The following is a 24,264-nucleotide window of genomic DNA, read 5'->3' as shown; positions in this document are numbered from 1 at the left end:
ACACATATGTCAGCGATTTTAGTGAGCGCTGGAGGTCACCTGCCGACCCGCCGCGCGATCCCAGATAATCGCCAGGATCACCATCACCACCGTTGGCATCAACCACGCCAGTCCCTGTTCCGCCAGCGGTAAACGCTGACTCCAGGCTGGCAGCATATCGCCAAAGGCAGATGCTTTGATGCCGTCAAGGATACCAAAAAGCAGACTGATAAACATGGCCGGCGCGATGATGCGGGTGGAATTATGCCACCATGAGCGGGTAAAACTTAATACAACCAGTGCGATACACGGCGGATAGATGGCCGTCAGCACCGGAATGGAGATTTGAATCAGATGGCTCAGTCCGAGGTTTGACACCACCATAGAGAAGCCGCCGAGAATAAAGACCAGCGTGCGGTAAGACAGCGGAATATACTGCGCGAAAAACTCAGCGCAGGCGCAGGTCAGCCCCACCGCCGTCACCAGACACGCGATAAAGATCAGCGCCGCCAGCAGGAAGCTTCCCGCGCCGCCAAAGGTATGCTGAACGTAGGCATGAAGAATCGCCGCACCGTTCGCTGACTGATCGACCAGCGTCGCGCTATCAGAACCTAAGCGGAACAAGGCAAGGTAAAGCAGCGTCAGCCCCACACCCGCCATCAGGCCGGCCCAGACCGTATAACGCGTCAACAGGCGCGCTTCGGTCACGCCGCGAGAACGCGCCGCGTTCACAATAACGATACCAAACACCATCGCGCCCAGCGTATCCATCGTCAGATAGCCGTTCACAAATCCGTTAGAAAAGGCCGCATTCTGATAAGCGTCCAGGGCGTTGCTGATTGGACCGGCAGGCCAAACGATAGCCGCTACGGAAAGGATGACCAGCGCAATAATTTTCAACGGCGCCAGGAAATTCCCCACCGTATCCAGCAGCTTACCCGGATAGAGGGAAACCAGAATAACGATAGCGAAATAGACCACGCTGTAAATCAGCAACGGCATTGCAGAATCGCCGGTCAACGGAGCGATACCGACCTCAAACGACACCGTCGCGGTACGCGGCGTCGCAAATAACGGTCCGACGGCCAGATAGCAAACGGTCGCCAGCAGGAGTCCCGCCACTTTACCAATCGGCGTACTGAGGCTGTCTACGCCGCCGCCGACTTTCGCCAGCGCCACAACAGTAAGAACCGGTAGCCCTACGGCGGTAATCAGAAAGCCAATAGCGGCTGTCCAGACGTGTTCACCCGCCTGCAAACCGACCATAGGAGGAAAGATAATATTGCCTGCGCCAACGAACAGCGCAAATGTCATAAAGCCCAGGGCGATGATATCGCGCGATTTTAACTGATGGGTCATAAAGTCTTACTGCCTGTGGATGGTGATGTTGTAAACATTAAAATTTTTGCCTTTCCCGGAGGATTATAAAGCGGCGTTTTTTATCAATTTCAGCGGGAAAAGCTCCCGGACCGATGCGGCGAAGAATTGTTTTTCGATTTACCGCGCAAATGCAGTCGTAATGACAGCACCTGAAGCGCAATTTAAACGCTTATAACGTTTTAAAGCAAGGTGGGATCTAAAAACCAGATGAATATAGCGATATGAAATTTACAGCCAGAATAAAACACCATTCTCATGAAAAAGTTATGGCTAATCATGCGAACAAAAAATCACCAAACGTTGAATGTTTCAACGAGCCCGCCTTAACTGCAAAGAAAATAAGCCAGCATCCGCTGGCTTATGGAAAGTTATACTTACGAAAGGCAATTAATCACTATTTTTGGCAATTAAACGTTCCGGCAGCACAAAGCTAAATCGCGTTCCTTTGCCAGGCGAACTGTCGATTTCAAGGCGGCTTTCATGGTGATTCAACGCATGTTTCACAATCGCCAATCCCAGGCCGCTGCCGCCCGTTTGCCGCGAACGCGCTTTATCGACGCGGTAGAAGCGTTCGGTCAGACGAGGAATATGCTCGGCAGCAATCCCCGGACCGTTATCTTGAATGCAAAATTCAGCGCCATGCGCGGCATGTCGCCAGCTCACCGTAATATGCGTTCCCGCCGGCGTATGGTTTACCGCGTTATACACCAGGTTTGAGATCGCGCTACGTAGCTGCTCTTCATTGCCCAGAACGCTAAGACTATCGTCGACCTCAAACGTAAAGGTATGTTTCTGCTGGCTGAGCGTCTGCGCTTCACGCTCCACGACCCGCAGCATCATCGGTACATCCACTTTTTCATTTAATAACAGCGCCGGGGCCGCCTCAATTTTAGACAGCGTAAGCAGTTGTTTTACCAGCCCTTCCATACGATACGTTTGCTCGCGCATCGTATGCAGCGCTTTCTCTCGCGTCGCCCCTTCCAGCGCCTGTTCCTGCATCATTTCCAGATAGCCTTGCAATACCGTCAAGGGCGTACGCAACTCATGGCTAACGTTGGCGAAAAAGTTACGTCTGGCGCCTTCAAGCTGATGCATTTGCGTCACATCGCGCGCCACCATCAGGAGTTGTTTATCGGTATAAGGCATGACGCGGATCTCCAGATGCCGCCCGGTATTGAGCACCAAATGAAGCGGACGGGTGAAATCACGCGTTTTTAAATACTGGGTAAACTCCGGATAACGCAGTAGATTGAGAATATTCTGCCCGTTGTCATCCGGCCAGCGTAGCCCCAGTATCTGTTGCGCCAAACCGTTACACCAAAAAATGCCGCCCTCTTCTGTGGTCAGTACCACGGCATCAGGCAGCGACTCCGCGCCGCTGCGAAAACGTTTAATCAGGTTCCCCAGCTCGCGGCGACGCTTCTTATTTCGCAACTGCATCTGGTGTAAACCGTATAACAGCGGTTCCCAACTTCCCCGTCCCGGCGGCGGCGTCATACTTCTGTCGACCCAAAGCCACCAGGAGAGGCGTAATAAATTCCAGAAATGCCAGATAAGCAGTCCCGTCACCGCCGCCAGTAAAAACCACGGCAGATAACCAAAAAAAGCGCTAAGGATAAGTGCGGGGATGCAACAGAGCACCAGCTCCAGCACCAGCCTTTTCCATGACAGCCGTTCCAGCACGCGTCATACTCCCTCAAGAATGGAAAGCCTTCTCCGCCAGAAACCTGTGTTCTACTGGCGGAAAAGGCATTAAAAGCGGGTCGAAAAACGATACCCTGTCCCGCGTACCGTTTGCACCATCCGGTCGTGGCCGCTGTGCTCCAGCGCCTTACGCAAACGGCGAATATGCACGTCGACCGTCCGGTCTTCAACGTACACATTGGTGCCCCAGACATGATTGAGTAGCTGCTCGCGACTGTAAACCCGTTCCGGGTGCGTCATAAAGAAATGGAGTAATTTAAATTCGGTCGGCCCCATATCCAGCGGGCTGTCGCCGGTCATCACGCGGTGAGAGCCTGGATCAAGGCTCAGTCCCTGCATCTCGATCACCTCTTCGACCGCCATCGGCGAGATGCGCCGCATAACGGCTTTAATGCGCGCCACCAACTCTTTGGGGGAAAACGGCTTGGTAATGTAATCGTCAGCGCCGGTTTCCAGCCCGCGCACACGATCTTCTTCCTCACCTCTTGAGGTCAGCATAACCACAGGAATATCCCGGGTCATGGCCTCACGTTTGAGATGTTTAATAAACTGTAACCCTGACCCGCCGGGCAACATCCAGTCAAGAAGGATGAGATCCGGCCAGGGTTCATTAAGTTTATTCACCGCACTGTCGTAATCTTCGGCTTCTACGGGCTGAAAGCCATTTTGTTCGAGCACGAAGCACACCATTTCACGGATCGGCGCCTCATCTTCTACGACCAGAATACGTCTCGCCATAATTTGCCCTGTTAGTCGTTAGTTATCAATGCCGCGCCATTATGCGTCAGATTTATGACAGATTTATGAAAAAAAAAGGCGGCATTGACAGCATGTTGATGATTTATGACACCGGTGAAACCGTGCATTACCGTGTACCGGCGGTAAATTGCGCCCAAAAATGGAGGGGATGACGTGTATAATCCCGTTCACGCTTTTTTTGCATGGAACAATTATGCGCATCCTCCACACCTCTGACTGGCATCTGGGACAAAATTTCTACAGTAAAAGCCGCGCCGCGGAGCATCAGGCTTTTCTGGACTGGCTGCTGGAGACCGCGCAGGCCCATCAGGTGGATGCCATTATTGTCGCTGGCGATATTTTTGATACCGGTTCGCCGCCAAGCTATGCCCGAGAACTTTATAACCGTTTCGTCGTTAATTTACAGCAAACGGGCTGTCATCTGGTGGTGCTGGCCGGTAATCATGATTCCGTCGCCACGCTAAACGAGTCGCGCGACATTCTGGCGTTTCTCAATACAACCGTGATCGCCAGCGCGGGCTATGCGCCGCGGCTACTTCATCGTCGCGACGGTTCTCCGGGCGCCGTACTGTGCCCCATTCCCTTTTTGCGCCCGCGCGACATTATTACCAGTCAGGCGGGGTTATCCGGCAGCGAGAAACAGCAGCAACTTCTTCATGCGATTGCCGATTATTATCAACAGCAGTATCAGGAAGCGTGCCTGCTACGCGGCGAACGAAAGCTGCCGGTTATCGCGACGGGACATTTAACCACCGTCGGCGCCAGCAAAAGCGATGCGGTTCGCGACATTTATATCGGTACGCTGGATGCCTTTCCGGCGCAGCATTTCCCCCCAGCGGATTATATCGCATTAGGACACATTCACCGCGCGCAATGTGTCGGCGGCACAGAGCATATCCGCTATTGCGGCTCGCCCATCGCCCTCAGCTTTGATGAGTGCGGCAAAAGCAAATGCGTGCATCTGGTGACCTTCGAGCAGGGAAAATGGCAAAGTACCGAAAGTCTGGCTGTCCCCGTGACTCAACCGTTGGCGGTTTTAAAAGGCGACCTGGCGTCAATTACCGAACAGCTTGAGCAGTGGCGCGGCGTTGAGCAATCGCCCCCCGTCTGGCTGGATATTGAAATCACCACCGATGATTATCTGCACGATATCCAGCGCAGAATACAGACGCTAACGGAGTCGCTACCCGTAGAGGTATTACTGGTGCGCCGTAGCCGCGAACAGCGTGAGCGCTCGCTGGCGAACGAACGGCGGGAAACATTAAGCGAGCTTAGCGTGGAAGAGGTTTTTGCGCGGCGTCTGGCGCTGGAAGCGTTAGATACCCCGCAGCGCGAGCGCCTGAATCAGCTCTTTTTCAGCACGCTCTACGCGTTGAATGAGGAGCACGAGGCATGAAAATTCTCAGTTTGCGTCTGAAAAACCTGAACTCGCTGAAAGGAGAATGGAAGGTCGACTTTACCGCCGAACCGTTTGCCAGTAACGGGTTATTCGCCATTACCGGCCCGACCGGCGCGGGAAAAACCACCTTGCTTGACGCCATCTGCCTGGCGCTGTACCACGAAACGCCGCGCCTGAATACGGTATCGCAGTCGCAAAACGATTTGATGACACGCGATACGGCGGAATGTCTGGCCGAAGTGGAGTTTGAGGTAAAAGGCGAAGCCTGGCGCGCGTTCTGGAGCCAGAACCGAGCCCGAAATCAGCCTGACGGCAATCTCCAGGCCCCACGCGTAGAGCTGGCGCGGTGTTCAGACGGAAAGATCTTTGCCGATAAGGTAAAGGATAAACTGGAGATGATCGCCACGTTGACCGGGCTGGACTACGGGCGCTTCACCCGTTCGATGTTGTTATCGCAGGGGCAGTTCGCCGCCTTTCTTAATGCCAAAGCGAAAGAGCGCGCAGAGCTTCTGGAGGAGCTCACCGGCACTGAGATTTACGGGCAGATCTCCGCACAGGTATTTGAAAAACATAAATCAGCCCGTCTCGAACTGGAAAAGTTACAAGCGCAGGCCAGCGGCGTCGCCCTATTGGCGGACGAACAGTTACAGCAACTGGAAGCCAGTTTGCAGGCGCTTACTGACGAAGAGAAACGCCTGCTGGCCGACCAGCAGGGACAGCAGCAGCACCTTCACTGGCTGACCCGAAAAAACGAGCTCCACACTGAATTACACGCCCGACAGCAGGCGCTGTACGCGGCGCAAGAGGCGCGAGAAAAAGCGCAGCCGCAGCTCGCGGCGTTGACTCTGGCGCAACCCGCTCGCCAGTTGCGCCCGCATTGGGAGCGCATTCAGGAACAAACCCGTGCCGTTGAGCGTGTTCGCCAGCACAGTGATGAAGTGAATGCTCGCTTACAAAGCGCGTATCGCCTGCGCCAGCGTATCCGCGCCTGCGCGCATCGACAATTCACGCAACTGAACGCCACAGGGCAGCGATTGAAGACATGGCTGGCGGAACACGACGGCATCCGCGTCTGGCGCAGCGAACTGGCGGGGTGGCGAGCATTATTAACACAACAATCCCACGATCGGGCGCAACTGAGCCAATGGCAACAGCAGTTGCTGAGCGATACGCGTCAGCGTGATGCGCTACCGCCGCTCACGCTCGACCTCACGCCACAGGCGCTGGCGGAAGCCAGAGCATTGCATACCCGACAGCGTCCGCTACGCCATCGTCTCGCCGCGCTTCAGGGGCAAATTATCCCGAAACAAAAGCGTCAGGCGCAGCTACAGGCAGCTATCGCGCGTCATCATCAGGAGCAGACGCAATACACCCAACGTCTGGCGGATAAACGCCTGAGTTATAAGACTAAAGCGCAGGAGCTTGCGGACGTTCGCACTATTTGCGAGCAGGAGGCGCGCATCAAAGATCTGGAAAGCCAGCGGGCGCACTTACAGTCCGGCCAGCCGTGCCCGCTTTGCGGCTCGACGACACACCCCGCCATCGCCGCCTATCAGGCGCTGGAGCTGAGCGCGAATCAAACCCGCCGCGACGCGCTGGAAAAAGAGGTCAAAACGCTGGCGGAAGAAGGCGCGGCGCTGCGAGGACAGTTAGATGCCTTAACGCAACAATTACAGCGGGATGAAAGCGAGGCGCAGTCGTTGTTGCAGGAGGAGCAAGCGCTTACTGAGGAATGGCAAACGCTGTGCGCTACGCTGAACGTTCAGCTCCAGCCGCAAGAAAACCTCGCTGGCTGGCTGACCGCCGCGGAAGAGCATGAGCAACAGTTGGATCAGCTCAGCCAGCGTCATGCTCTACAAACGCAAATCGCGGCGCATACTGAACAGGTAGCGCGCTTTACCGCGCAGATTGCGCAGCGTCAGGCGTCGCTGACGGCTGATTTGGCGCAGTATAAGCTTTCCCTTCCTGCGCCAGAAGACGAGGCCGCATGGCTGAATGAGCGCGCCGACGAAGCGAAAATATGGCAACAGCGTCAGACAGAGTTCGCGGATTTGCAAACGCAGATCGACAGGCTTGCCCCGTTGCTGGAGACGCTACCGCAAACGGATACCGCGGATTCCGACGACGACGTGCCGCTGGATAACTGGCGGCAGGCGCATGATGAGTGCGTGTCATTACAAAGCCAGTTGCAAACCCTGCAGGAACAGACGACGCAGGAACAGCAGCGCGCCGCCGAGGCGATAGAGCACTTTGATGCGGCGTTAAAAAATAGCCCGTTTGACAGCCAGGCAACGTTCCTGGCGGCGTTGTTGGATGAAGAGACCGTGACCCGTCTGGAAAAACAACAACAAACGCTGGAAAGTCAGCTACAACAAGCGAAGGCGTTAAGCGCGCAGTCCGCGCAGGCGCTGGCTGACCATCAGCAACAGCCGCCCGCCGGTCTGGACCCAACGTGTACGGCGGAGCAGCTCGCGCAGCGGCTGACGCAGTTGGCGCAACAACTGCGCGAGAACACGACACGCCAGGGGGAAATCCGCCAGCAAATTAAACAGGATGCAGATAATCGGCAGCGCCAACGCGCGCTGATGGCGGAAATGAAGCAAGCCTCTCAGCAAGTGGAAGACTGGGGCTATCTCAATGCGCTGATCGGATCTAAAGAAGGTGATAAGTTCCGCAAATTCGCCCAGGGACTGACGCTGGATAATCTGGTCTGGCTGGCGAATCATCAGCTCACCCGCCTGCATGGCCGCTATTTATTGCAGCGCAAAGCCAGCGACGCGCTGGAACTGGAGGTTGTCGATACCTGGCAGGCCGACGCCGTGCGCGATACGCGAACGTTATCAGGCGGCGAAAGTTTCCTGGTCAGCCTGGCGCTGGCGCTGGCGTTATCAGATTTGGTCAGCCATAAAACGCGCATTGATTCTTTGTTCCTCGACGAAGGCTTCGGCACGCTTGATAGCGAAACGCTGGACGCCGCGCTGGATGCGCTCGACGCGCTGAATGCCAGCGGGAAGACCATCGGTGTGATTAGCCACGTGGAAGCCATGAAAGAACGTATCCCCGTGCAGATAAAAGTGAAAAAAATCAATGGGCTTGGTTATAGCAAACTGGACAAAGCGTTTGCCGTGGAGTAACGCGAGTGTCATCCTGGGCACAACATACCGTCATGACATAGCACAATAATGAATACACAAAAACGGATAAGGAATGGTATTACCTCGCGCTTATCTGCAAGCTATATGTTGATTGGCTGTGACAATTCACAGCACAGCGCGCAACATGCGCCTTTATTTTCGGCAGGTGGTATGAAAAAAGTTATTTTTTCTTTGGCGCTGGGTACGTTCGGCCTGGGGATGGCCGAGTTTGGCATTATGGGCGTGCTGACGGAGCTGGCACGCGATGTCGGAATAACGATTCCCGCCGCCGGGCATATGATCTCGTTTTACGCCTTCGGCGTCGTGCTGGGCGCTCCCATTATGGCGCTCTTTTCCAGCCGCTTTTCGCTTAAACATATATTGCTGTTTCTGGTCATGCTGTGCGTGATGGGCAATGCCATATTTACCTTTTCCTCGTCATATCTGATGCTCGCCGTCGGCAGACTGGTTTCCGGCTTTCCGCACGGCGCCTTTTTTGGCGTCGGCGCCATTGTCCTGTCAAAGATTATCCGCCCCGGGAAAGTCACCGCCGCCGTCGCGGGTATGGTTTCAGGGATGACGGTGGCGAATCTGGTGGGCATTCCGGTCGGCACTTACCTGAGCCAGGAATTTAGCTGGCGCTACACCTTTTTATTGATCGCGGTTTTCAACATCGCCGTGCTCACCGCGATTTTCTTCTGGGTGCCGGATATCCGTGACAAAGCCCAAGGCAGCCTGCGCGAGCAGTTCCACTTCTTGCGTAGTCCTGCGCCGTGGCTCATTTTCGCCGCCACGATGTTCGGCAATGCGGGCGTTTTTGCCTGGTTCAGCTATATCAAGCCATTTATGATGTACATCTCCGGTTTTTCGGAGACGAGCATGACGTTTATTATGATGCTGGTCGGGCTGGGGATGGTGTTAGGCAATCTGTTAAGCGGCAAACTCTCCGGCAGATATACGCCGCTGCGCATCGCGGTAGTGACTGACCTCGTTATCGTGCTCTCTCTCATGGCGCTCTTTTTCTTCAGCGGATACAAAACGGCATCGCTGACTTTCGCGTTTATCTGCTGCGCTGGTCTGTTTGCGCTCTCTGCGCCGCTGCAAATCCTGCTGCTGCAAAACGCCAAAGGCGGCGAACTGCTGGGCGCGGCGGGAGGGCAAATCGCGTTTAATCTCGGTAGCGCGATTGGCGCCTGGTGCGGCGGGCTAATGCTGACACTAGGTTTTACCTACCACTATGTGGCGCTTCCCGCCGCCCTGCTCTCGTTTTCCGCCATGTCGTCGTTGCTGGTATACGGACGTCTAAAACACAAGCAGCTATCGGTCACGCCGGTTGCCGGATGACGCGCCATCCGGCTAAAAACGTTACGCCAGCGGCCACAGCCAGGCCGCGCCGCGCACGCCGCTCGAATCGCCATGCCGCGCCTTACGTACCGGCGTCTCGCACTCGCCGCCAAAAACAAACGATTTCATCAGCGACGGAACCGTCTTGTACAGGCGCTCAACATTGCTCATACCGCCGCCCAGCACAATGACATCCGGATCCAGAATATTCACGACATGGGATAATGCTTTCGCCAGCCGCAGCTCATAACGGCTTAACGCCAGTTCCGCCACGGCGTCCTGCGCGTCGACCAGACGAATAATCTCATCGCCTTTTAGCGCTTTACCGCTCAAACGCTGGTAATCCGTGGCAAATCCCGTACCGGAAATAAAGGTTTCGATACAGCCTTGTTTACCGCAATAACAGGGAATTTCTTCGCAGTAACGCAACTCATCGTCATCCATCCACGGCAACGGATTGTGGCCCCATTCACCTGCCGTACCGTTGCCGCCGATGTGCACCCGGCCATTTAGCGCTACGCCCGCGCCGCACCCGGTACCGATAATCACTGCAAATACCGTTTGCGCCCCCGCCGCCGCGCCATCTACCGCCTCTGATACCGCCAGGCAATTGGCATCGTTGGCTAACCGCACTTCACGCTTCAGACGACGGCTCACATCGCTATCGAACGGCTGGCCGTTAAGCCACGTAGAGTTAGCGTTTTTTACCACGCCGGTGTAAGGCGAGAGAGAACCGGGAATGCCAATGCCAACGCTACCGGTCTGGCCGGTCGCCTGTTCCGCCATGTCGACCAGCGTAGCGATGGTTTCTATCGTTTGCTGATAATCCTCCCGCGGCGTAGGCAGACGATGGCGAAACCGCTGCTCTCCTGCATCATCAAGCGCAATGACTTCCGTTTTTGTGCCGCCTAAATCGATACCAATACGCACATACCGCTCCTCATTTTTTGGGAATATCAACAGGGTAGAATTCACCGTTCTGATTGACAATGCAAGCCTGCCGACAATTCGTTACTATACCGCCTGGATTTAACGACAAGGCCGTGGAAATTATCATGCTGTGGTTCAAAAATTTAATGGTTTACCGTCTTAGCCGCGATATCACATTACGCGCCGAAGAGATGGAGAAACAGCTCGCCTCAATGACGTTTACCCCATGCGGTAGCCAGGATATGGCCAAAATGGGCTGGGTTCCGCCGATGGGCTCTCACAGCGATGCGTTAACGCACACCGCCAATGGCCAAATTATTATTTGCGCGCGCAAAGAAGAGAAAATCCTGCCATCGCCAGTGATCAAACAGGCACTGGAGGCGAAAATCCAGAAACTGGAAGCCGATCAGGGACGCAAGCTGAAGAAGACGGAAAAAGATTCCCTGAAGGATGAAGTGTTGCATTCGTTGCTGCCGCGCGCGTTTAGCCGCTTCAGTCAGACAATGATGTGGATTGATACCGTTAACGGCCTGATTATGGTTGACTGCGCCAGCGCGAAAAAAGCGGAAGATACTTTGGCGCTACTGCGTAAAAGTCTTGGCTCGCTGCCGGTCGTCCCGCTGGCGCTGGAAAATCCGATTGAGCTGACGCTCACCGAGTGGGTGCGCTCCGGTACGGTCGCTCAGGGTTTCCAGTTGCTGGACGAAGCCGAATTGAAAGCGATGCTGGAAGATGGCGGCGTGATCCGCGCGAAAAAGCAGGATCTGGTCAGCGACGAGATCGCCGTTCATATTGAAGCGGGTAAAGTGGTCACGAAGCTGGCGCTCGACTGGCAGCAGCGTATTCAATTCGTCATGTGCGACGACGGCTCCATTAAGCGTCTGAAATTCTGCGATGAGCTGCGCGATCAGAACGAAGATATCGACCGGGAAGATTTTGCCCAACGTTTTGACGCGGACTTTATCCTGATGACCGGAGAGCTGGCGGCGCTGATTCAAAGCCTGGTGGAAGGATTAGGCGGCGAAGCGCAGCGCTAACCAGAGGGTCCCTCTCCGCCGGAGAGGGGACTCACCGTTACAAATAGCGGCACAGATACGAGGTGGGCTCAGCAACCTGTAGATGAAACTCACTGTGGCCAGGCACGTTAAACACCTCACCGGCTGTATACACTTTCCATTCGACAGTTCCCGGCAACAGTACCTTCAACGCGCCGCTCACAACCGTCATCTCTTCGGGTTCGGCGGTGCCAAAGGTATACTCCCCTTCCGCCATCACACCAACGCTGGCCCGGCCGGTGCTACTGCTGGTAAATCCAATAGACTTCACTTTCCCGGAAAAGTATTCATTGCTTTGTAGCATAATCAGGCCCCGTCTCATTATTAAATTAACACCCAATATAGAGTCCTGACGTTCGGCCTGTCACGTAAAATTAGACAAGCAGTTCTGAAGCTAACCGCGCAATCAAAACATTAGAGAGTAAAACCGGCACATCCAGCGCCTGCTGTAAAATATCCCGATGACGCTGATGAAAACCCAGACAATCCAGCATAATGACGTCCGCGCCTTGATCCAGTAGCGCCTGCCCGGCATCAATTAACTGTTGCTCAGAACCGTGAACCGGATTCGCCAGCGAATACACCGGCGGCATTTGCAATACCTGCCATTTTTTCTCCTGGGCCGCCAGAAGTTCTGCAACAGGCACAATCACGCCCACCTGATGCCCATCCACAATAGAGGCGACAAGCGGTGGAATAATACGCAGCGGTTCAAGCAAAATAGAATTACGGGCTGCCATACTTTTAATCGCCGCGGTGCTCATCAGTATAATGACGTCATAACCCTGGTTATCCAGCACCTCGACAACGCTTTGTAAATCTCGCTCCACTTTCTGGCGGGAAACATGGGCTATCTGGTTATCATTCAGCAACGTCAAAAGCGGATCGTCGCCAGGCTCTACAGCGTAATCCGCCATAACGTCTTCCCGGCTCATTTTTCCCAGCAGGCTATGATGGGTGATGTGTTGTTCGTCGATGTATTCCGTCAGAAGCGGTAACACTTCGCTCATTGGCACAACGCCGATTGTGAGGATTGCCAACGACGCACTCATTTTTATTCCACCTTATTACTTCGTCGTAATTCCCGGGCAAATATTCACACGCTCACCGCGCTACCTGCCCTACAAATCTCAGAAAGCGTAGCAGCAGATGAGCAACGTATTGTGTAAAGATTCCAAATAACTCCAATATTGTATTGTTATCGCTTAATTTACGGTTTTAGTTGCCAGTATAAATGTTTCAAGAATGTGATGGAGATACAATTTAGGGGTACTCAGAATCCCTTCCGAGTGGTTCATGCGTCTATGATTTATCCGGATCTTCGTAACGTTTTTTCGCATCCATCGCTTCTTCTGCGGTCGGATGCTCGCTGATGAGCGAATCAGGTTTCGGATGGTCAGCCCGTAGCTGATACCACGTCACCGTCTGGCCCGGCGTGCCTTTTTCAATGGTGACGATATAAGCTTCCCGCGGATAAGGTGGTCTGGTTGGCATAGCGTTTCCTTTATTCTGGGTGAGCGTTAAGTATAGACATCTCCCTGTAACCGTTGCGTCGACGGCGGCAGCGCCGCAATAATTTCAGAAACGACCTGGGCCGGCGCTTTCGTCGCGTCAATAATGTAATGCGCCGTTTCGCGATACAACGCGTCACGCTGCTCAAGCACTTCCCGAACCTCTTCGCTCAACGGCTTGCCGGTGAGGGTCGGGCGCAGATCCGCTTCAGGTTCAGCCTCAAGCCGGTTAACCAGCGTGGATACCGGCGCGCACAGATAAATCACTACGCCAACACGGTGCATATAACGTCGGTTATACTCCGTGAGAATAATACCGCCCCCCGTCGCCACGACAGTCGAAGGCGCGCTTACCGCCTCCAGGGCCGCGGTTTCCCGGGCGCGGAACCCTCCCCAGCCTTCTTTTTCAACGATATCAGCGACGCTCATCTGCACGTGCGATTGCAGCCAGCGGTCGGTATCTGCAAACCGAAAACCGGTTGCCTGCGCCAGCGCCATACCGATGGTGGTTTTCCCACAGCCCCGCGGGCCAACAAGATAAAGAGGTTGCATCATAGCAGGCGTTCCCCCAGGAGCTGCGCATACGCAGGATTTGATATCAGCAATGTTATAATCATATCATCTAACTAGTACAACGCATAAATGTAAATAATAATTTACACAAAGATACTAAAGTCACAATATTAGTACTATAGCAAGAATCAGAAATGAATAAACTGTAAATTTTTCATTACAGGATTTATTTTTTACGCTGGCTTTCCAGCCACCACTTATCCAGCTCGGCGGCAAAATGCTGACGATCGCGCGGCGAGAGAGTGTTTGGTCCCCCCGTTTGTACGCCGCTGGCGCGTAGCGTGTCCATAAAGTCACGCATCGTCAGACGTTCGCGAATCGTGGCGTCGCTATAGCGTTCTCCCCGGGGATTAAGAGCCGCAGCGCCTTTTTCCAGCACTTCAGCCGCCAACGGAATATCCGCGGTAATCACCAGATCGCCCGCTTCGCATTGACGCACAATTTCGTTATCCGCCACGTCAAACCCGGCGGCCACGCGGAGCGTGCGGATAAAACGCGAAGGCGGCACGCGCAAGGCCTGATTGGCAACCAGAATAAGCGGCAACTGCATCCGCTCGGCGGCGCGGTACAAAATTTCTTTAATGACATTCGGACACGCATCCGCATCCACCCAGATGGTCATAATGTCTCCCGTACGATATACAATCTTTTATTGTCTCGCGCTTTTGTCTTTCATCAAAGTGCTGTTTCTCCTTCTGCCCGTTTTCAATCCGCGTTAAGCTAACCATTCCCCATAACACACAAACATAGGGAGTGACGAGATGGAGAAGAAAATCGGTTTTATTGGCTGCGGTAATATGGGCAAGGCTATTCTTGGCGGACTGATTGCCAGCGGTCAGGTACTTCCCGGCCAGATCTGGGTCTACACCCCCTCCCCCGATAAAGTCGCCGCCCTGCATGATCAGTACGGCATTAATGCGGCGCAAAGCGCACAGGAGGTCGCTCAGGTCGCGGATATCGTTTTCGGCGCGGTAAAACCGGGCATTATGGTGAAAGTGCTCAGTGAAATCTCCTCCAGCCTGAACAAAGACTCGCTGGTAGTCTCTATCGCCGCAGGCGTAACGCTTGATCAGCTTGCGCGCGCGCTGGGACACGACCGTAAAATCATTCGCGCTATGCCGAATACGCCGTCGCTGGTCAACGCAGGAATGACCTCCGTCACGCCCAACGCGCTGGTCACACCGGAAGATACGGCTGATGTCCTGAATATTTTCCGCTGCTTTGGCGAGGCGGAGGTGATTGCTGAGCCGATGATCCATCCGGTGGTTGGCGTGAGCGGATCTTCGCCGGCCTATGTCTTTATGTTTATCGAGGCGATGGCGGACGCAGCCGTTCTTGGCGGTATGCCTCGCGCTCAGTCTTATAAATTCGCCGCGCAGGCCGTTATGGGATCGGCGAAAATGGTACTCGAAACCGGAAAGCATCCCGGCGAACTGAAAGATATGGTGTGCTCGCCTGGCGGAACGACGATTGAAGCCGTACGCGTTCTGGAAGAACGTGGCTTCCGCGCTGCGGTAATAGAAGCGATGACGAAGTGTATGGAAAAATCAGAGGCGCTCAGTAAATCCTGAAGCCCGGCTGGACGTCATGCCGCCACTTCGGTGCGGTTACGTCCGGCATTCTTTGCTTTGTAAAGCGCCATATCCGCAGACTTTAACCATTCCCGATAATGACCGATTTGTGGCGTTAACGGCGCCACGCCCACGCTGATACGTAACATGACCTGCGGCGCGCCCGGCAAGCGTAAGGTATTTAGCCGTTCATGCACTCGCGACATGGCGGTAATCGCGCTGTCTGCCGGCGTTCCGCACATAATCACCGCAAATTCGTCGCCGCCAAAGCGCCCGATAATATCACTCCCGCGTAGCGTTAACTGTAATTGACGCGTCAGGGCAATAATAGCCTCATCCCCAACATCATGCCCCCAGGTGTCGTTAATGCTCTTAAAATGATCGATGTCGATAATCAACAATGTCGCCTCCCGATGGTGGCGTCGGCTGTGATCGAATTCATTACGTAATAAAATTTCCCAGTGGCGTCGGTTATAGACGCCGGTCATGCCATCCCGCGAGCTCATCGCCTGCAAGCGTCGCTTATGTTCCGCTAATTTAATGGCCGTTTGATAACTTACCCAGGCGAACAGAAGCGGATACAACATAATGACGGGCAAAGAGAGCGTGACTTCCAGCGACGAGCTTCGCATCGCGACGGGTAGCCCGGTAAGCTGCAACGTCACCAGACATGACGCCAGCAAAAGGCCCATTCCGACAGTGAATAGCCGCCGCCCGCCAGCGCCCATCAGATTCATGCTCATCATCATAAACAGCGCGGCGGCAGGCAACATATTGACGCCCATCAACGCGATCCACATGCCGGAGAGGATCGCATCCACTTTCAGGTTGTAAATTTCCTGGCGTAGCGGATCAAGGGCTTTCGCCGCCCACTGCCACGCCAGATGCGGCCAGACAAAAGACCAGCCGACCAGCAATAGCCACCAGCCGCCAAAGACAGGTTGCGACACTAACACGGCGGCCACCGGTAAAAACATCCCCCCTAACCCCACCGCGCGCGGTAGCCTGATGCGCCGGGCGAAGCGCAACCCGGAGCGCTGACGATCATCAGGAGGGTCAGGCGGCGCTACCGCCTGTTCAACCGCTTTTCGGTAAAAATTTTCATCATTCATTATTTTTGGGAACATTTAGAAACAATTTTCCCAAATTATAGAAACAGAGCGCATGGAGGGAGTATGAAATTTCGGGTGAGTGTTTTTCAGGACTCACCCGATAGCACTACGCCGCTTTTTTCAGGCAGGCGCTCATAAACTTGCTACGGTCATCGCCTTTCAGTGATTGTTCCGTCGCCTGAACATTGCATTCACGCATTTTCTGCTGTTGTGGCGTCAGGCTTTTCTCGCCAGGGGCTGACTGACTGTTTTTCAGGCAGTCGCTAAGGTAGGTTTTACGCGCATCGCCTTTCAACGCTTGCGCTGTCGCCTGCTGATTACAGGTCGTCATGCGCTGCTGTTGCGGCGTTAACGGTTTTTCGGTTGCACCAACGGTCGTTAAAAAGACCAGGCCAAAAAGTAAAGTCACCAGTAATGTTATTTTCATAGCACCATCCTTTTGTCAGTGTACGCATTACACGTTGTCCCTTTGGGAAATATCCCAGGGACTTTATATAAGTCTGGCTGTTACTGGCAAAAATACCACCCGGCTGTAAAAGTATTACTTACCGTTAGCAATAGATGTTTTATTGATTGACAAACCGTAGGCTAATGTGCAATTCGATTATCCACAGTCACACTGGCAGGATGCAGAAGAACAGCGCATAACGTTACACTGTTATTACCATAGCCGCTTCGTTTTTATTTTGCTCTGTATTACCCAGAAGAAAATAAAAACGAAGCGGCTATGGTATTTCATAAAAGTAACGTTATAACAACTGTATTGTTTTAAAATACGATTAGTGCCGGGGGTGTCTCAGCAACTTTTTTACATATTGGCGCAGCAATTCCGTATCGTGATCAGGAACGCTGGCATCCGGCTTTACGCCTTCAAGTGCCCCCTCTACCTGACGTATCAACATCTCCTGCTCGTTTTGCGCCATGTTACGTAACATTGCTGTGACGATAATCTCTAACGCTTCTACCTGAGCAACCAGTTCTTTCGACTCTTCTTCTTTTTGGGCTAGCTTAAGCAACAACTCTGCTATGAGATTTTTCATGACCATATTTCCTTATTAGTTCCAGGGTGACGTTATCACTATGAAGAACCACTGCCTAGAGGCTGAAAGTACTATTTTTATGATACAGGAAGAACTTTACACAAATAATTATCACTGTCGCCGCAGCGAAACGTTTCTCAGGCCGTAAACGAGACGATAATAAACCATCAAAAAACAATAATCACGCTATATCATAATTTAAGGTTATGCCATCTATAGAAAAACTTCACGGATAAAGAATATATCTTTTAATTTAAACCATATCGTAACGGCAGAAGCGCCGTTACGATGCACCGCTATTGGCCTTTCGCTTTTTGCGCGTTACGCCGACGACGTAACGCCAGGGTCAGTTGCCCGATATTGATCAACACGATCGCCGCCGTAGCGATAAAAACCCAGCGGAAACCGGCCATCGCCGATACCGTCGCGCCCATCAACGGCCCAACCACGTTGCCCAGATACATAAATGACTGGTTGTAGCCAAAAATACGTCCGGTAATTTGGTCGCTGGAGTATTTCACCAATAACGTTTGTACGGCGGGTAACATCGCGCCATCGGCAAAGCCCAACAAGAAACGCAACAGCCCCAACTGGAACGGCGTGGTGACCCAGGACATCGCGAAGAAAAGCAGCACTGCGCAGATAAGCGTGGCCATCAGAATTCTTTCCGTGCCGATTCTGTCGCCAAGTTTTCCCAGGCGAGGCGCGGAGATAAGCGCGGAGATACCGGGCACCGAGGCAATTAACCCGCTAAGAAAGGCGATGTTATTACTGTCCGGCATCATTGATTTGATAAACAGCGCCAGGATTGGACTGATGGAACCATTACAGAGTTGAATGACCATCGTGGTAAAAAACAAACTGATCACCAGCGCAGGATAAGGTAACGACGCAAAAACGGCTTTACCGCTCAGGCGTTCGCTTTTCCTGATGACCGGACGCACGCCTTCTTTAATTAAAAATAGCGTGACCAGAAAGCTCACCACCAACAGCATGGCGGTAATCAGAAATACCGCCCGCAGCCCGATATGATCCGCGACAAAGCCGCCCATTAACGGCCCGCCGATAACGCCGCTGATCTGCGCGGTAGAAAGCGTACTGAGCGCCCAGCCGCTACGTTCGCGTGGTACCTGAGAGGCTACCAGCGCCATGGCATTGGGGATATAGCCTGACGTTAACCCCATGATTCCGCGCAGCAGGAAAAGTTGCCAGACATGGGTCGCAAATGCCTGCAGTAGAATAGCTATCGCCATCCCGAGCGACGCACGCAATAGCATCAGTTTACGCCCTTTACGATCGGCGAGACTACCCCACATCGGCGACACAATGGCGGAAATAAGAAACGTGATGCTAAACGTTAACCCGGACCACATTGATAACGCTTCATGGGAAGAGACGCCAAGCTGGGAAATATAAAGGGGTAAGAATGGCAGGATTTGGCTGATTGCCAGCCCGGTAAAAAAACATCCAAACCAAACGGAAATTAGATTAACTTTCCAGGATTCCATAAGACTCGTAACGGTAAGTAGCTGAAAATACGCGTTAGCTTAGCAAGTTCTCTTTTTCCTGGTGGTTCCAGAGGTGCGATACGTCACACTTTGCTATTTTGTCTCCCCGTTCATCATTTTTGTGAAACATGTCACATTATATAGCCGCGCAAGGCAGACGTTTATGCTTTAACGACACACGCCGTAGCCCCGCATTCCAAGATGAAAATGGTTAGCATGAGCAGCGTTATAGTCAGGCCCGAGCCCATTGCCATAATAATGGCAACTGGCGTTTAACATAGCGCGTAACCAGGGCCCCGTCTCCTGACGCCCCCAGCCGCGCAGAACAGTGATTTTTCGGCCATCTGATAGCTGAAACCCGCTGACATCCAGCGCTTCTGCGCTGGCATGTTCACTGCGACGCGCATCCGGGCGGTGATAAATATTACGGCAGGCATAGCTGCCCAGATGTTCGATGCGGGTCAGGCGGCGCTTCATCCACGTTTCTGTTAAAGGTTTTGCCTGCTGTTCGACAAACAGCGCGGAGCGCAGCGCCAGCGGGCAGGAGGCTAAAAAACTGCTGCTCAGTTTGACCTGACCAAAATCTCTGACGCGCACAACATGGGACAAGGGACATTCACCAGCGCTATCCGCAACAGGTTGTGATGAAATTAATCCCTGTTGATTGGCCGCCGTCAACAGCTCCCGGCACTGCGACGGCGTCAGGCGCTGTAGTTTGAAGGTCGTGATCCAGCCTGGCGGATCGGCAAGTTGTAGCGGAGCAAAAGGATTATAATAAGAGGGAAGATAACGATATCCCAGCCCGCCAATGCCGCCCAACAGCACAATAATCAGAAAACCCTTACCTCTCACGCGGCCTCCGTTCTCACATCCCATAAACATTATGGCAGAACCCCGCGAAACCCGCGTTTTGTCGTGGTAATGTATACGCTTTGCATTCGATGGAATGGGTTTTTAAGATGGCGAAATTGCGGGTAGGAATAGTATTTGGCGGTAAGTCGGCGGAACATGAAGTGTCTTTGCAATCAGCGAAAAATATCGTTGATGCGATCGATAAAACCCGCTTCGACGTGGTGCTGTTAGGGATAGATAAGGCAGGACAATGGCATGTTAACGATGCGGAAAATTATTTGCAGAATGCAGACGATCCGGCACATATCGCGCTACGTCCTTCGGCAATCAGTCTGGCCCAGGTGCCTGGCAAACACCAACACCAATTGATTAACGCTCAGAACGGGCAGCCGCTACCGACGGTAGATGTTATTTTTCCTATCGTCCACGGTACGCTGGGCGAAGACGGCTCATTGCAGGGGATGCTGCGCGTCGCAAACTTACCGTTTGTCGGTTCAGACGTGCTGAGCTCCGCAGCCTGCATGGATAAAGACGTCGCCAAACGACTGCTACGCGATGCAGGACTGAATATCGCCCCGTTTATTACACTCACCCGAACGAATCGTCACGCGTTTAGTTTTGCCGAGGTTGAATCCCGTCTGGGACTGCCGCTGTTCGTTAAGCCCGCCAATCAGGGCTCTTCGGTCGGCGTCAGTAAAGTCGCTAACGAAGCGCAATATCAGCAGGCGGTCGCGCTGGCTTTCGAATTCGATCATAAAGTGGTGGTGGAGCAAGGGATCAAAGGGCGCGAGATCGAATGCGCCGTATTAGGTAACGATAACCCACAGGCCAGTACCTGCGGCGAAATCGTACTGAATAGCGAATTTTACGCCTACGATACTAAGTATATTGATGATAACGGCGCACAAGTTGTCGTGCCTGCACAGCTTCCTTCCGGGGTAAATGACAAGATCCGCGCGATCGCGATCCAGGCTTATCAGACGCTGGGATGCGCGGGTATGGCGCGTGTCGATGTCTTCTTAACGGCAGACAATGAGGTCGTGATTAACGAGATCAATACGCTGCCAGGTTTTACCAATATCAGTATGTATCCAAAACTCTGGCAGGCGAGCGGACTGGGCTATACCGATTTGATCAGCCGTCTGATTGAGCTGGCGCTGGAACGCCATACGGCGAATAACGCCTTAAAAACCACGATGTAATAGCGCACGCCCGATAGCGCAACGTTTATCGGGCGTCTTTTACCTCATCATCTTCGCGCCGGCGAATGATGAACCCCGCCAGCCAGAAGCTAATAATCCACGTTACCAGCCCAACGCCATAGGTTTGCCATCCTTTCGCCTCAAAACCCAGCAATCCTACGACGCCATTCAAAATAAAGATAAGGCCAATAGAGAAGGCATAGTAGTGCCAGTCACGACGAATTTTTACAGGCAAACGCATAACGACTCCGACGTATTAACAGCAACAAAAACGTATTTTTGCATACTTCTGGCGGACGAGTCTGTGGGGGATACGGAATTTCTTAAATGTTAATTGATTTTGATAAAAGTGATCGTTTTGTGACAACTAACAAAAATTTACGCGATGGATACATTCCGTATGTGAAATTACCATGATTCTGATATTGACAAACACAATGACCTGTCAGACTTCACAGTAAGCCGATGGCATAACGCCAGATCGTAGCCGATCATCCTGGAGGTCTTTATGGCTGATTTCACTCTCTCAAAATCGCTGTTCAGCGGGAAGCATCGAGAAACCTCCTCTACGCCCGGAAATATTGCTTACGCCATATTTGTACTGTTTTGCTTCTGGGCCGGAGCGCAACTCTTAAACCTGCTGGTTCATGCGCCGGGCATCTATGAGCATCTGATGCAGGTACAGGATACAGGTCGACCGCGGGTAGAGATTGGGCTGGGCGTCGGGACGATTTTTGGCCTGGTGCCCTTCCTCACGGGCTGCCTCATTTTCGCCGTTATCGCCGCGTTTTTACGCTGGCGTCACCGTCACCAATAAACCTTAGCGCGCTGGAGAAAGTATCCCAGCGCGAAATTTATCGCCCCATACACCGCGCCCGCCGCTCATCAACTCGTTTAGCAAACCAGGCGGTCGTCAGCTTGCGCGTGATCTTCGGGCTTTCCAGTTGAATACCGGGCAACATTTCCCGCGCAAGCGTCTTGCCCGTTTTGGCCTCGGCCAGTTTATAGACTTTCTTGTAGAGCGCCGTTTTTTCAAACGCCAGGCTATCGCCTTTCTCCAGTTGGCTGCGAATTTCACGCTCACTCATTCCCAACTGCCCTGCCAGTTTGCGCACCGCTAACTCTGTTTTGCCCGGCTCCTTGCTGTTATAACGAATCAGATCGCCATCCAGCGCCAGTTTTACCCCACTGGCTTTACTGACGGCATTCTGGAACGCAGCGTTACGGCTGGCGTACCATCCCGCGTTGAAGTCGGCGAAGCGGAAAACAGGCGCGCTGTAGTTCGCCGGGTAATTCAGCAAATGGTAGGTTCCAAACCACAATCCGCCACGGCGCGTAAAGACCTCCTGACGTACCGTACCCGCCATCTTCCACGGATAGCCTTTCGCGTGCTGTTCGGCAAAGGCAATGCTGACCTGCATCGGGCCGCCCGTATGCACCGGGTTATATGAGCCAAATAGCGTCTGCCCCATAGGAACCATATTGATAAAATCGTCAAAAATAGCGCTAAGCTGTTTTTCGGTTTTTACCGTGTCCAGGCGTTCGCTATAGCTCTTGCCGTTGGGGGAGTTAATTTTCAGCGCGGTGTGCACCAGAAACAGCGGAATGTGTAGTCGTTCAGCGCGGCGATCAATCTCCTGCCAGGCGATTTTACTTAGCCCCGGCACGACAGGATCCGCCTGATAACCGGACTCCTGCTGGGCGACAGCCAGCACCGAACAGATATTTTCTACCGTCGGCGCCAGCCCCTGGCTCTTAAACGTTGTCGCGATATCTTTCGCCCAGGCCTCTCTGTCTTTGACACTGGCCGGCATTTTCTGACGTACTACGCTTGCCACGTCGACAGGCTTCTCGCCCTTGCTCACCGGCTGCCCGGATTGACTACTACAGCCAGCCAATATGGCGACCGCCAGAAAAGGCAGAGGATAAAGACGGGACGCCGCCGACATAACGTTTCCTTCTATTAGCTAAAAGAGTGGGTCACTTCCTGAACTGGCTGACCATCCAACTGGCGTTCAAAGCTACGTAAACGTTTATAAATAGACATCAGCTCCACCAGAGTCGTCCAGGAGTTAATCAAATACTGGAACGAACCGCGCACCTGGCCAAACACGTTGGTGATTTGCGTCATCAGCCCCAGCGTAATCGTACCGGCAACAATGGAAGGAAACAGCAGGAACAAACCGAAAACGTTATCGACCTGCAAATAGAGAATGCGCGCGATGTTGAAATACATATAGTGAAAGTAGAGACGAAAGTAGTTATGGCGCACCGCGCTAAACAGTTCACGGACGGTGGGCGGCGTGGCGCGGCTGGCGTCATCTTCACCGTAGACCAGCTCCTTACGATAAGCGGCTTCCACTCGCTGATTTTTAAATTCCAGCCCCGGCAATTTGATCCCGACGACCGCCAGCAGGCCCGTCCCCATTAATGACCAGACTATGGCGGCAATGACCAGGCCGTAAGGGATATGCCCTACGATGGGTAAATTCGGCACATGCGCTGACAGGGTGACTAACACCGGCAGAAAGGCGATGAGCGTCATGATGGCATTGATAAAACTCACGCCCATATTCTCCAGTGTAGAGGCAAAACGCATGGTATCTTCCTGCACACGCTGGGCGGCCCCTTCGATATGGCGCAGGTACTGCCAGTGCGCCATATAGTGCTCATTCATTGCGGTACGCCAGCGAAATACATAGTGGCTGACAAAGAAGTTGTTCAGCACGCCGATCACCACGGCGATAAGCGCAATACCGAGAAACACCCCCACTTCATGATAAAATTGACCAAGAGTGACCTTGTGCGGCGAGCTGAGCGCCGTTTGAATCAAATCATAGAACGGCGCGTACCAGGCGTTAACCGCGACGCCAACCTCCACCAAAAACCAGGTGACAAAAATAATGAGCGAGGTGCCAAGTATCGACCAGTACTGCCAGCGGTGCGGGCTATAGATGAACCAGAACGTTGCAAATAAACCCACGCAAATCAGGTAATAAGCATAAAAAATCAGATAGTCCAGCGACCAGAAGCGCGCTGCGCTGATAGGCACTTCATCGGATGCCCCCACAAGTCGCGCCACCCAATCTCCTCCTCCCGCCTGCCAGAAAATGACGGCGATCAGCGCCCAAACAAACGCCGACATGAAAAACGGCCCTGGCTTTGGGAAAAAAGATTTAAACATCATGCTCTCCTGCTAACTTCTTCTCTT

The 24,264-nt window shown here is 53.3% G+C and carries 24 protein-coding genes; 7 read left to right on the top strand and 17 right to left on the bottom strand.

What is annotated here, in order from left to right:
* Positions 1 to 18: 18 nt before the first annotated feature.
* The 3 genes from brnQ to phoB form a co-directional block, all read right to left on the bottom strand.
* The gene (gene brnQ, locus NBA72_RS06130; protein WP_000149625.1) at positions 19 to 1,338 is read right to left on the bottom strand and encodes a branched-chain amino acid transporter carrier protein BrnQ; all 1,320 of its coding nucleotides are present in this window, start codon (positions 1,336 to 1,338) and stop codon (positions 19 to 21) included.
* A 408-nt stretch (positions 1,339 to 1,746) separates the two neighbouring features.
* The gene (gene phoR, locus NBA72_RS06125) at positions 1,747 to 3,042 is read right to left on the bottom strand and encodes a phosphate regulon sensor histidine kinase PhoR (RefSeq protein WP_042948160.1); all 1,296 of its coding nucleotides are present in this window, start codon (positions 3,040 to 3,042) and stop codon (positions 1,747 to 1,749) included.
* Between the two features lie 69 nt (positions 3,043 to 3,111).
* Entirely contained in the window at positions 3,112 to 3,801 is a 690-nt protein-coding gene (gene phoB / locus NBA72_RS06120; protein WP_439004995.1) for a phosphate response regulator transcription factor PhoB, read from the bottom strand.
* A 214-nt stretch (positions 3,802 to 4,015) separates the two neighbouring features.
* Between phoB and sbcD the strand changes: the two genes are divergently transcribed.
* The 3 genes from sbcD (at position 4,016) to araJ (ending at position 9,699) form a co-directional block, all read left to right on the top strand.
* A complete protein-coding gene (gene sbcD / locus NBA72_RS06115; protein WP_042948162.1) occupies positions 4,016 to 5,218 on the top strand; it encodes an exonuclease subunit SbcD in 1,203 nt (400 codons plus the stop codon).
* The gene (sbcC, locus tag NBA72_RS06110; protein ID WP_042948164.1) at positions 5,215 to 8,355 is read left to right on the top strand and encodes an exonuclease subunit SbcC; all 3,141 of its coding nucleotides are present in this window, start codon (positions 5,215 to 5,217) and stop codon (positions 8,353 to 8,355) included. The genes sbcD and sbcC overlap by 4 nt, the downstream gene beginning before the upstream one ends.
* Before the next feature lie 171 nt (positions 8,356 to 8,526).
* On the top strand, positions 8,527 to 9,699 hold the full coding sequence (gene araJ / locus NBA72_RS06105) for an MFS transporter AraJ (protein ID WP_042948251.1): 1,173 nt from the start codon (positions 8,527 to 8,529) through the stop codon (positions 9,697 to 9,699).
* A 21-nt stretch (positions 9,700 to 9,720) separates the two neighbouring features.
* On the opposite strand, the gene mak is transcribed toward araJ, so the two are convergent.
* Entirely contained in the window at positions 9,721 to 10,629 is a 909-nt protein-coding gene (gene mak, locus NBA72_RS06100) for a fructokinase (protein WP_042948165.1), read from the bottom strand.
* 125 nt (positions 10,630 to 10,754) lie between these two features.
* On the opposite strand from mak, the gene rdgC reads away from it, so the two are divergent.
* A complete protein-coding gene (gene rdgC, locus NBA72_RS06095) occupies positions 10,755 to 11,666 on the top strand; it encodes a recombination-associated protein RdgC (RefSeq protein WP_000964305.1) in 912 nt (303 codons plus the stop codon).
* A 37-nt stretch (positions 11,667 to 11,703) separates the two neighbouring features.
* Here rdgC and ppnP read toward each other — a convergent pair whose 3' ends face one another.
* From ppnP to NBA72_RS06070, 5 genes are all read right to left on the bottom strand, one after another.
* Positions 11,704 to 11,988: a pyrimidine/purine nucleoside phosphorylase gene (gene ppnP / locus NBA72_RS06090; protein ID WP_000941953.1), complete on the bottom strand. Its 285-nt coding sequence runs from the start codon at positions 11,986 to 11,988 to the stop codon at positions 11,704 to 11,706.
* Positions 11,989 to 12,058: 70 nt separating this feature from the next.
* Positions 12,059 to 12,736: an AroM family protein gene (locus NBA72_RS06085; protein ID WP_001276437.1), complete on the bottom strand. Its 678-nt coding sequence runs from the start codon at positions 12,734 to 12,736 to the stop codon at positions 12,059 to 12,061.
* Positions 12,737 to 12,986: 250 nt separating this feature from the next.
* Complete coding sequence (yaiA, locus tag NBA72_RS06080; RefSeq protein ID WP_001143161.1) at positions 12,987 to 13,178, bottom strand: protein YaiA; 192 nt, start codon at positions 13,176 to 13,178, stop codon at positions 12,987 to 12,989.
* 26 nt (positions 13,179 to 13,204) lie between these two features.
* On the bottom strand, positions 13,205 to 13,750 hold the full coding sequence (gene aroL / locus NBA72_RS06075; RefSeq protein WP_000983569.1) for a shikimate kinase AroL: 546 nt from the start codon (positions 13,748 to 13,750) through the stop codon (positions 13,205 to 13,207).
* A 184-nt stretch (positions 13,751 to 13,934) separates the two neighbouring features.
* Positions 13,935 to 14,390, bottom strand: a complete 456-nt coding sequence (locus NBA72_RS06070) for a YaiI/YqxD family protein (protein WP_000158137.1) — start codon at positions 14,388 to 14,390, stop codon at positions 13,935 to 13,937.
* A gap of 139 nt (positions 14,391 to 14,529) precedes the next feature.
* Between NBA72_RS06070 and proC the strand changes: the two genes are divergently transcribed.
* Positions 14,530 to 15,339, top strand: coding sequence for a pyrroline-5-carboxylate reductase (proC, locus tag NBA72_RS06065; protein WP_042948168.1), 810 nt, complete (start codon positions 14,530 to 14,532; stop codon positions 15,337 to 15,339).
* A gap of 14 nt (positions 15,340 to 15,353) precedes the next feature.
* On the opposite strand, the gene adrA is transcribed toward proC, so the two are convergent.
* The 5 genes from adrA to NBA72_RS06040 form a co-directional block, all read right to left on the bottom strand.
* A complete protein-coding gene (gene adrA / locus NBA72_RS06060; protein WP_000484084.1) occupies positions 15,354 to 16,466 on the bottom strand; it encodes a diguanylate cyclase AdrA in 1,113 nt (370 codons plus the stop codon).
* 91 nt (positions 16,467 to 16,557) lie between these two features.
* On the bottom strand, positions 16,558 to 16,878 hold the full coding sequence (gene psiF / locus NBA72_RS06055; protein WP_017441686.1) for a phosphate starvation-inducible protein PsiF: 321 nt from the start codon (positions 16,876 to 16,878) through the stop codon (positions 16,558 to 16,560).
* A gap of 352 nt (positions 16,879 to 17,230) precedes the next feature.
* The gene (gene iraP, locus NBA72_RS06050) at positions 17,231 to 17,491 is read right to left on the bottom strand and encodes an anti-adapter protein IraP (RefSeq protein WP_001518423.1); all 261 of its coding nucleotides are present in this window, start codon (positions 17,489 to 17,491) and stop codon (positions 17,231 to 17,233) included.
* 296 nt (positions 17,492 to 17,787) lie between these two features.
* On the bottom strand, positions 17,788 to 18,999 hold the full coding sequence (locus tag NBA72_RS06045; protein WP_000446772.1) for a multidrug efflux MFS transporter: 1,212 nt from the start codon (positions 18,997 to 18,999) through the stop codon (positions 17,788 to 17,790).
* Positions 19,000 to 19,167: 168 nt separating this feature from the next.
* Positions 19,168 to 19,881, bottom strand: coding sequence for an extensin-like domain-containing protein (locus NBA72_RS06040; RefSeq protein ID WP_000480794.1), 714 nt, complete (start codon positions 19,879 to 19,881; stop codon positions 19,168 to 19,170).
* A 77-nt stretch (positions 19,882 to 19,958) separates the two neighbouring features.
* Between NBA72_RS06040 and ddlA the strand changes: the two genes are divergently transcribed.
* On the top strand, positions 19,959 to 21,053 hold the full coding sequence (gene ddlA / locus NBA72_RS06035; RefSeq protein ID WP_001096593.1) for a D-alanine--D-alanine ligase: 1,095 nt from the start codon (positions 19,959 to 19,961) through the stop codon (positions 21,051 to 21,053).
* A 25-nt stretch (positions 21,054 to 21,078) separates the two neighbouring features.
* Here ddlA and NBA72_RS06030 read toward each other — a convergent pair whose 3' ends face one another.
* Positions 21,079 to 21,294 carry a DUF2754 family protein gene (locus tag NBA72_RS06030; protein ID WP_001239240.1) on the bottom strand — a complete coding sequence of 72 codons (216 nt, stop codon included), beginning with the start codon at positions 21,292 to 21,294 and terminating at the stop codon, positions 21,079 to 21,081.
* Between the two features lie 267 nt (positions 21,295 to 21,561).
* Between NBA72_RS06030 and NBA72_RS06025 the strand changes: the two genes are divergently transcribed.
* Entirely contained in the window at positions 21,562 to 21,870 is a 309-nt protein-coding gene (locus NBA72_RS06025) for a YaiY family protein (protein ID WP_000763139.1), read from the top strand.
* Between the two features lie 37 nt (positions 21,871 to 21,907).
* On the opposite strand, the gene yaiW is transcribed toward NBA72_RS06025, so the two are convergent.
* The gene (yaiW, locus tag NBA72_RS06020; protein WP_001271418.1) at positions 21,908 to 23,002 is read right to left on the bottom strand and encodes a surface-exposed outer membrane lipoprotein YaiW; all 1,095 of its coding nucleotides are present in this window, start codon (positions 23,000 to 23,002) and stop codon (positions 21,908 to 21,910) included.
* A gap of 14 nt (positions 23,003 to 23,016) precedes the next feature.
* Positions 23,017 to 24,237 (bottom strand): peptide antibiotic transporter SbmA, encoded by a 1,221-nt coding sequence (gene sbmA / locus NBA72_RS06015; RefSeq protein ID WP_000477024.1) that lies wholly within the window; start codon positions 24,235 to 24,237, stop codon positions 23,017 to 23,019.
* Between the last annotated feature and the right edge of the window lie 27 nt (positions 24,238 to 24,264).

Origin of the sequence: Salmonella sp. NW1250 (assembly GCF_051812965.1) — a bacterium.
Classification (GTDB): Bacteria; Pseudomonadota; Gammaproteobacteria; order Enterobacterales; family Enterobacteriaceae; genus Salmonella; species Salmonella enterica.
This window is presented reverse-complemented; position numbering and strand designations above follow the sequence as displayed.

What these genes read in the sequence shown, in the direction of transcription:
- brnQ (WP_000149625.1), bottom strand. Translation starts at nt 1,338, where the DNA reads ATGACCCATCAGTTAAAATCGCGCGATATCATCGCCCTGGGCTTTATG.
- phoB (WP_439004995.1), bottom strand. Translation starts at nt 3,801, where the DNA reads ATGGCGAGACGTATTCTGGTCGTAGAAGATGAGGCGCCGATCCGTGAA.
- sbcD (WP_042948162.1), top strand. Translation starts at nt 4,016, where the DNA reads ATGCGCATCCTCCACACCTCTGACTGGCATCTGGGACAAAATTTCTAC.
- sbcC (WP_042948164.1), top strand. Translation starts at nt 5,215, where the DNA reads ATGAAAATTCTCAGTTTGCGTCTGAAAAACCTGAACTCGCTGAAAGGA.
- araJ (WP_042948251.1), top strand. Translation starts at nt 8,527, where the DNA reads ATGAAAAAAGTTATTTTTTCTTTGGCGCTGGGTACGTTCGGCCTGGGG.
- rdgC (WP_000964305.1), top strand. Translation starts at nt 10,755, where the DNA reads ATGCTGTGGTTCAAAAATTTAATGGTTTACCGTCTTAGCCGCGATATC.
- ppnP (WP_000941953.1), bottom strand. Translation starts at nt 11,988, where the DNA reads ATGCTACAAAGCAATGAATACTTTTCCGGGAAAGTGAAGTCTATTGGA.
- NBA72_RS06085 (WP_001276437.1), bottom strand. Translation starts at nt 12,736, where the DNA reads ATGAGTGCGTCGTTGGCAATCCTCACAATCGGCGTTGTGCCAATGAGC.
- yaiA (WP_001143161.1), bottom strand. Translation starts at nt 13,178, where the DNA reads ATGCCAACCAGACCACCTTATCCGCGGGAAGCTTATATCGTCACCATT.
- aroL (WP_000983569.1), bottom strand. Translation starts at nt 13,750, where the DNA reads ATGATGCAACCTCTTTATCTTGTTGGCCCGCGGGGCTGTGGGAAAACC.
- NBA72_RS06070 (WP_000158137.1), bottom strand. Translation starts at nt 14,390, where the DNA reads ATGACCATCTGGGTGGATGCGGATGCGTGTCCGAATGTCATTAAAGAA.
- proC (WP_042948168.1), top strand. Translation starts at nt 14,530, where the DNA reads ATGGAGAAGAAAATCGGTTTTATTGGCTGCGGTAATATGGGCAAGGCT.
- adrA (WP_000484084.1), bottom strand. Translation starts at nt 16,466, where the DNA reads ATGTTCCCAAAAATAATGAATGATGAAAATTTTTACCGAAAAGCGGTT.
- psiF (WP_017441686.1), bottom strand. Translation starts at nt 16,878, where the DNA reads ATGAAAATAACATTACTGGTGACTTTACTTTTTGGCCTGGTCTTTTTA.
- iraP (WP_001518423.1), bottom strand. Translation starts at nt 17,491, where the DNA reads ATGAAAAATCTCATAGCAGAGTTGTTGCTTAAGCTAGCCCAAAAAGAA.
- NBA72_RS06045 (WP_000446772.1), bottom strand. Translation starts at nt 18,999, where the DNA reads ATGGAATCCTGGAAAGTTAATCTAATTTCCGTTTGGTTTGGATGTTTT.
- NBA72_RS06040 (WP_000480794.1), bottom strand. Translation starts at nt 19,881, where the DNA reads ATGTTTATGGGATGTGAGAACGGAGGCCGCGTGAGAGGTAAGGGTTTT.
- ddlA (WP_001096593.1), top strand. Translation starts at nt 19,959, where the DNA reads ATGGCGAAATTGCGGGTAGGAATAGTATTTGGCGGTAAGTCGGCGGAA.
- NBA72_RS06030 (WP_001239240.1), bottom strand. Translation starts at nt 21,294, where the DNA reads ATGCGTTTGCCTGTAAAAATTCGTCGTGACTGGCACTACTATGCCTTC.
- NBA72_RS06025 (WP_000763139.1), top strand. Translation starts at nt 21,562, where the DNA reads ATGGCTGATTTCACTCTCTCAAAATCGCTGTTCAGCGGGAAGCATCGA.
- yaiW (WP_001271418.1), bottom strand. Translation starts at nt 23,002, where the DNA reads ATGTCGGCGGCGTCCCGTCTTTATCCTCTGCCTTTTCTGGCGGTCGCC.
- sbmA (WP_000477024.1), bottom strand. Translation starts at nt 24,237, where the DNA reads ATGTTTAAATCTTTTTTCCCAAAGCCAGGGCCGTTTTTCATGTCGGCG.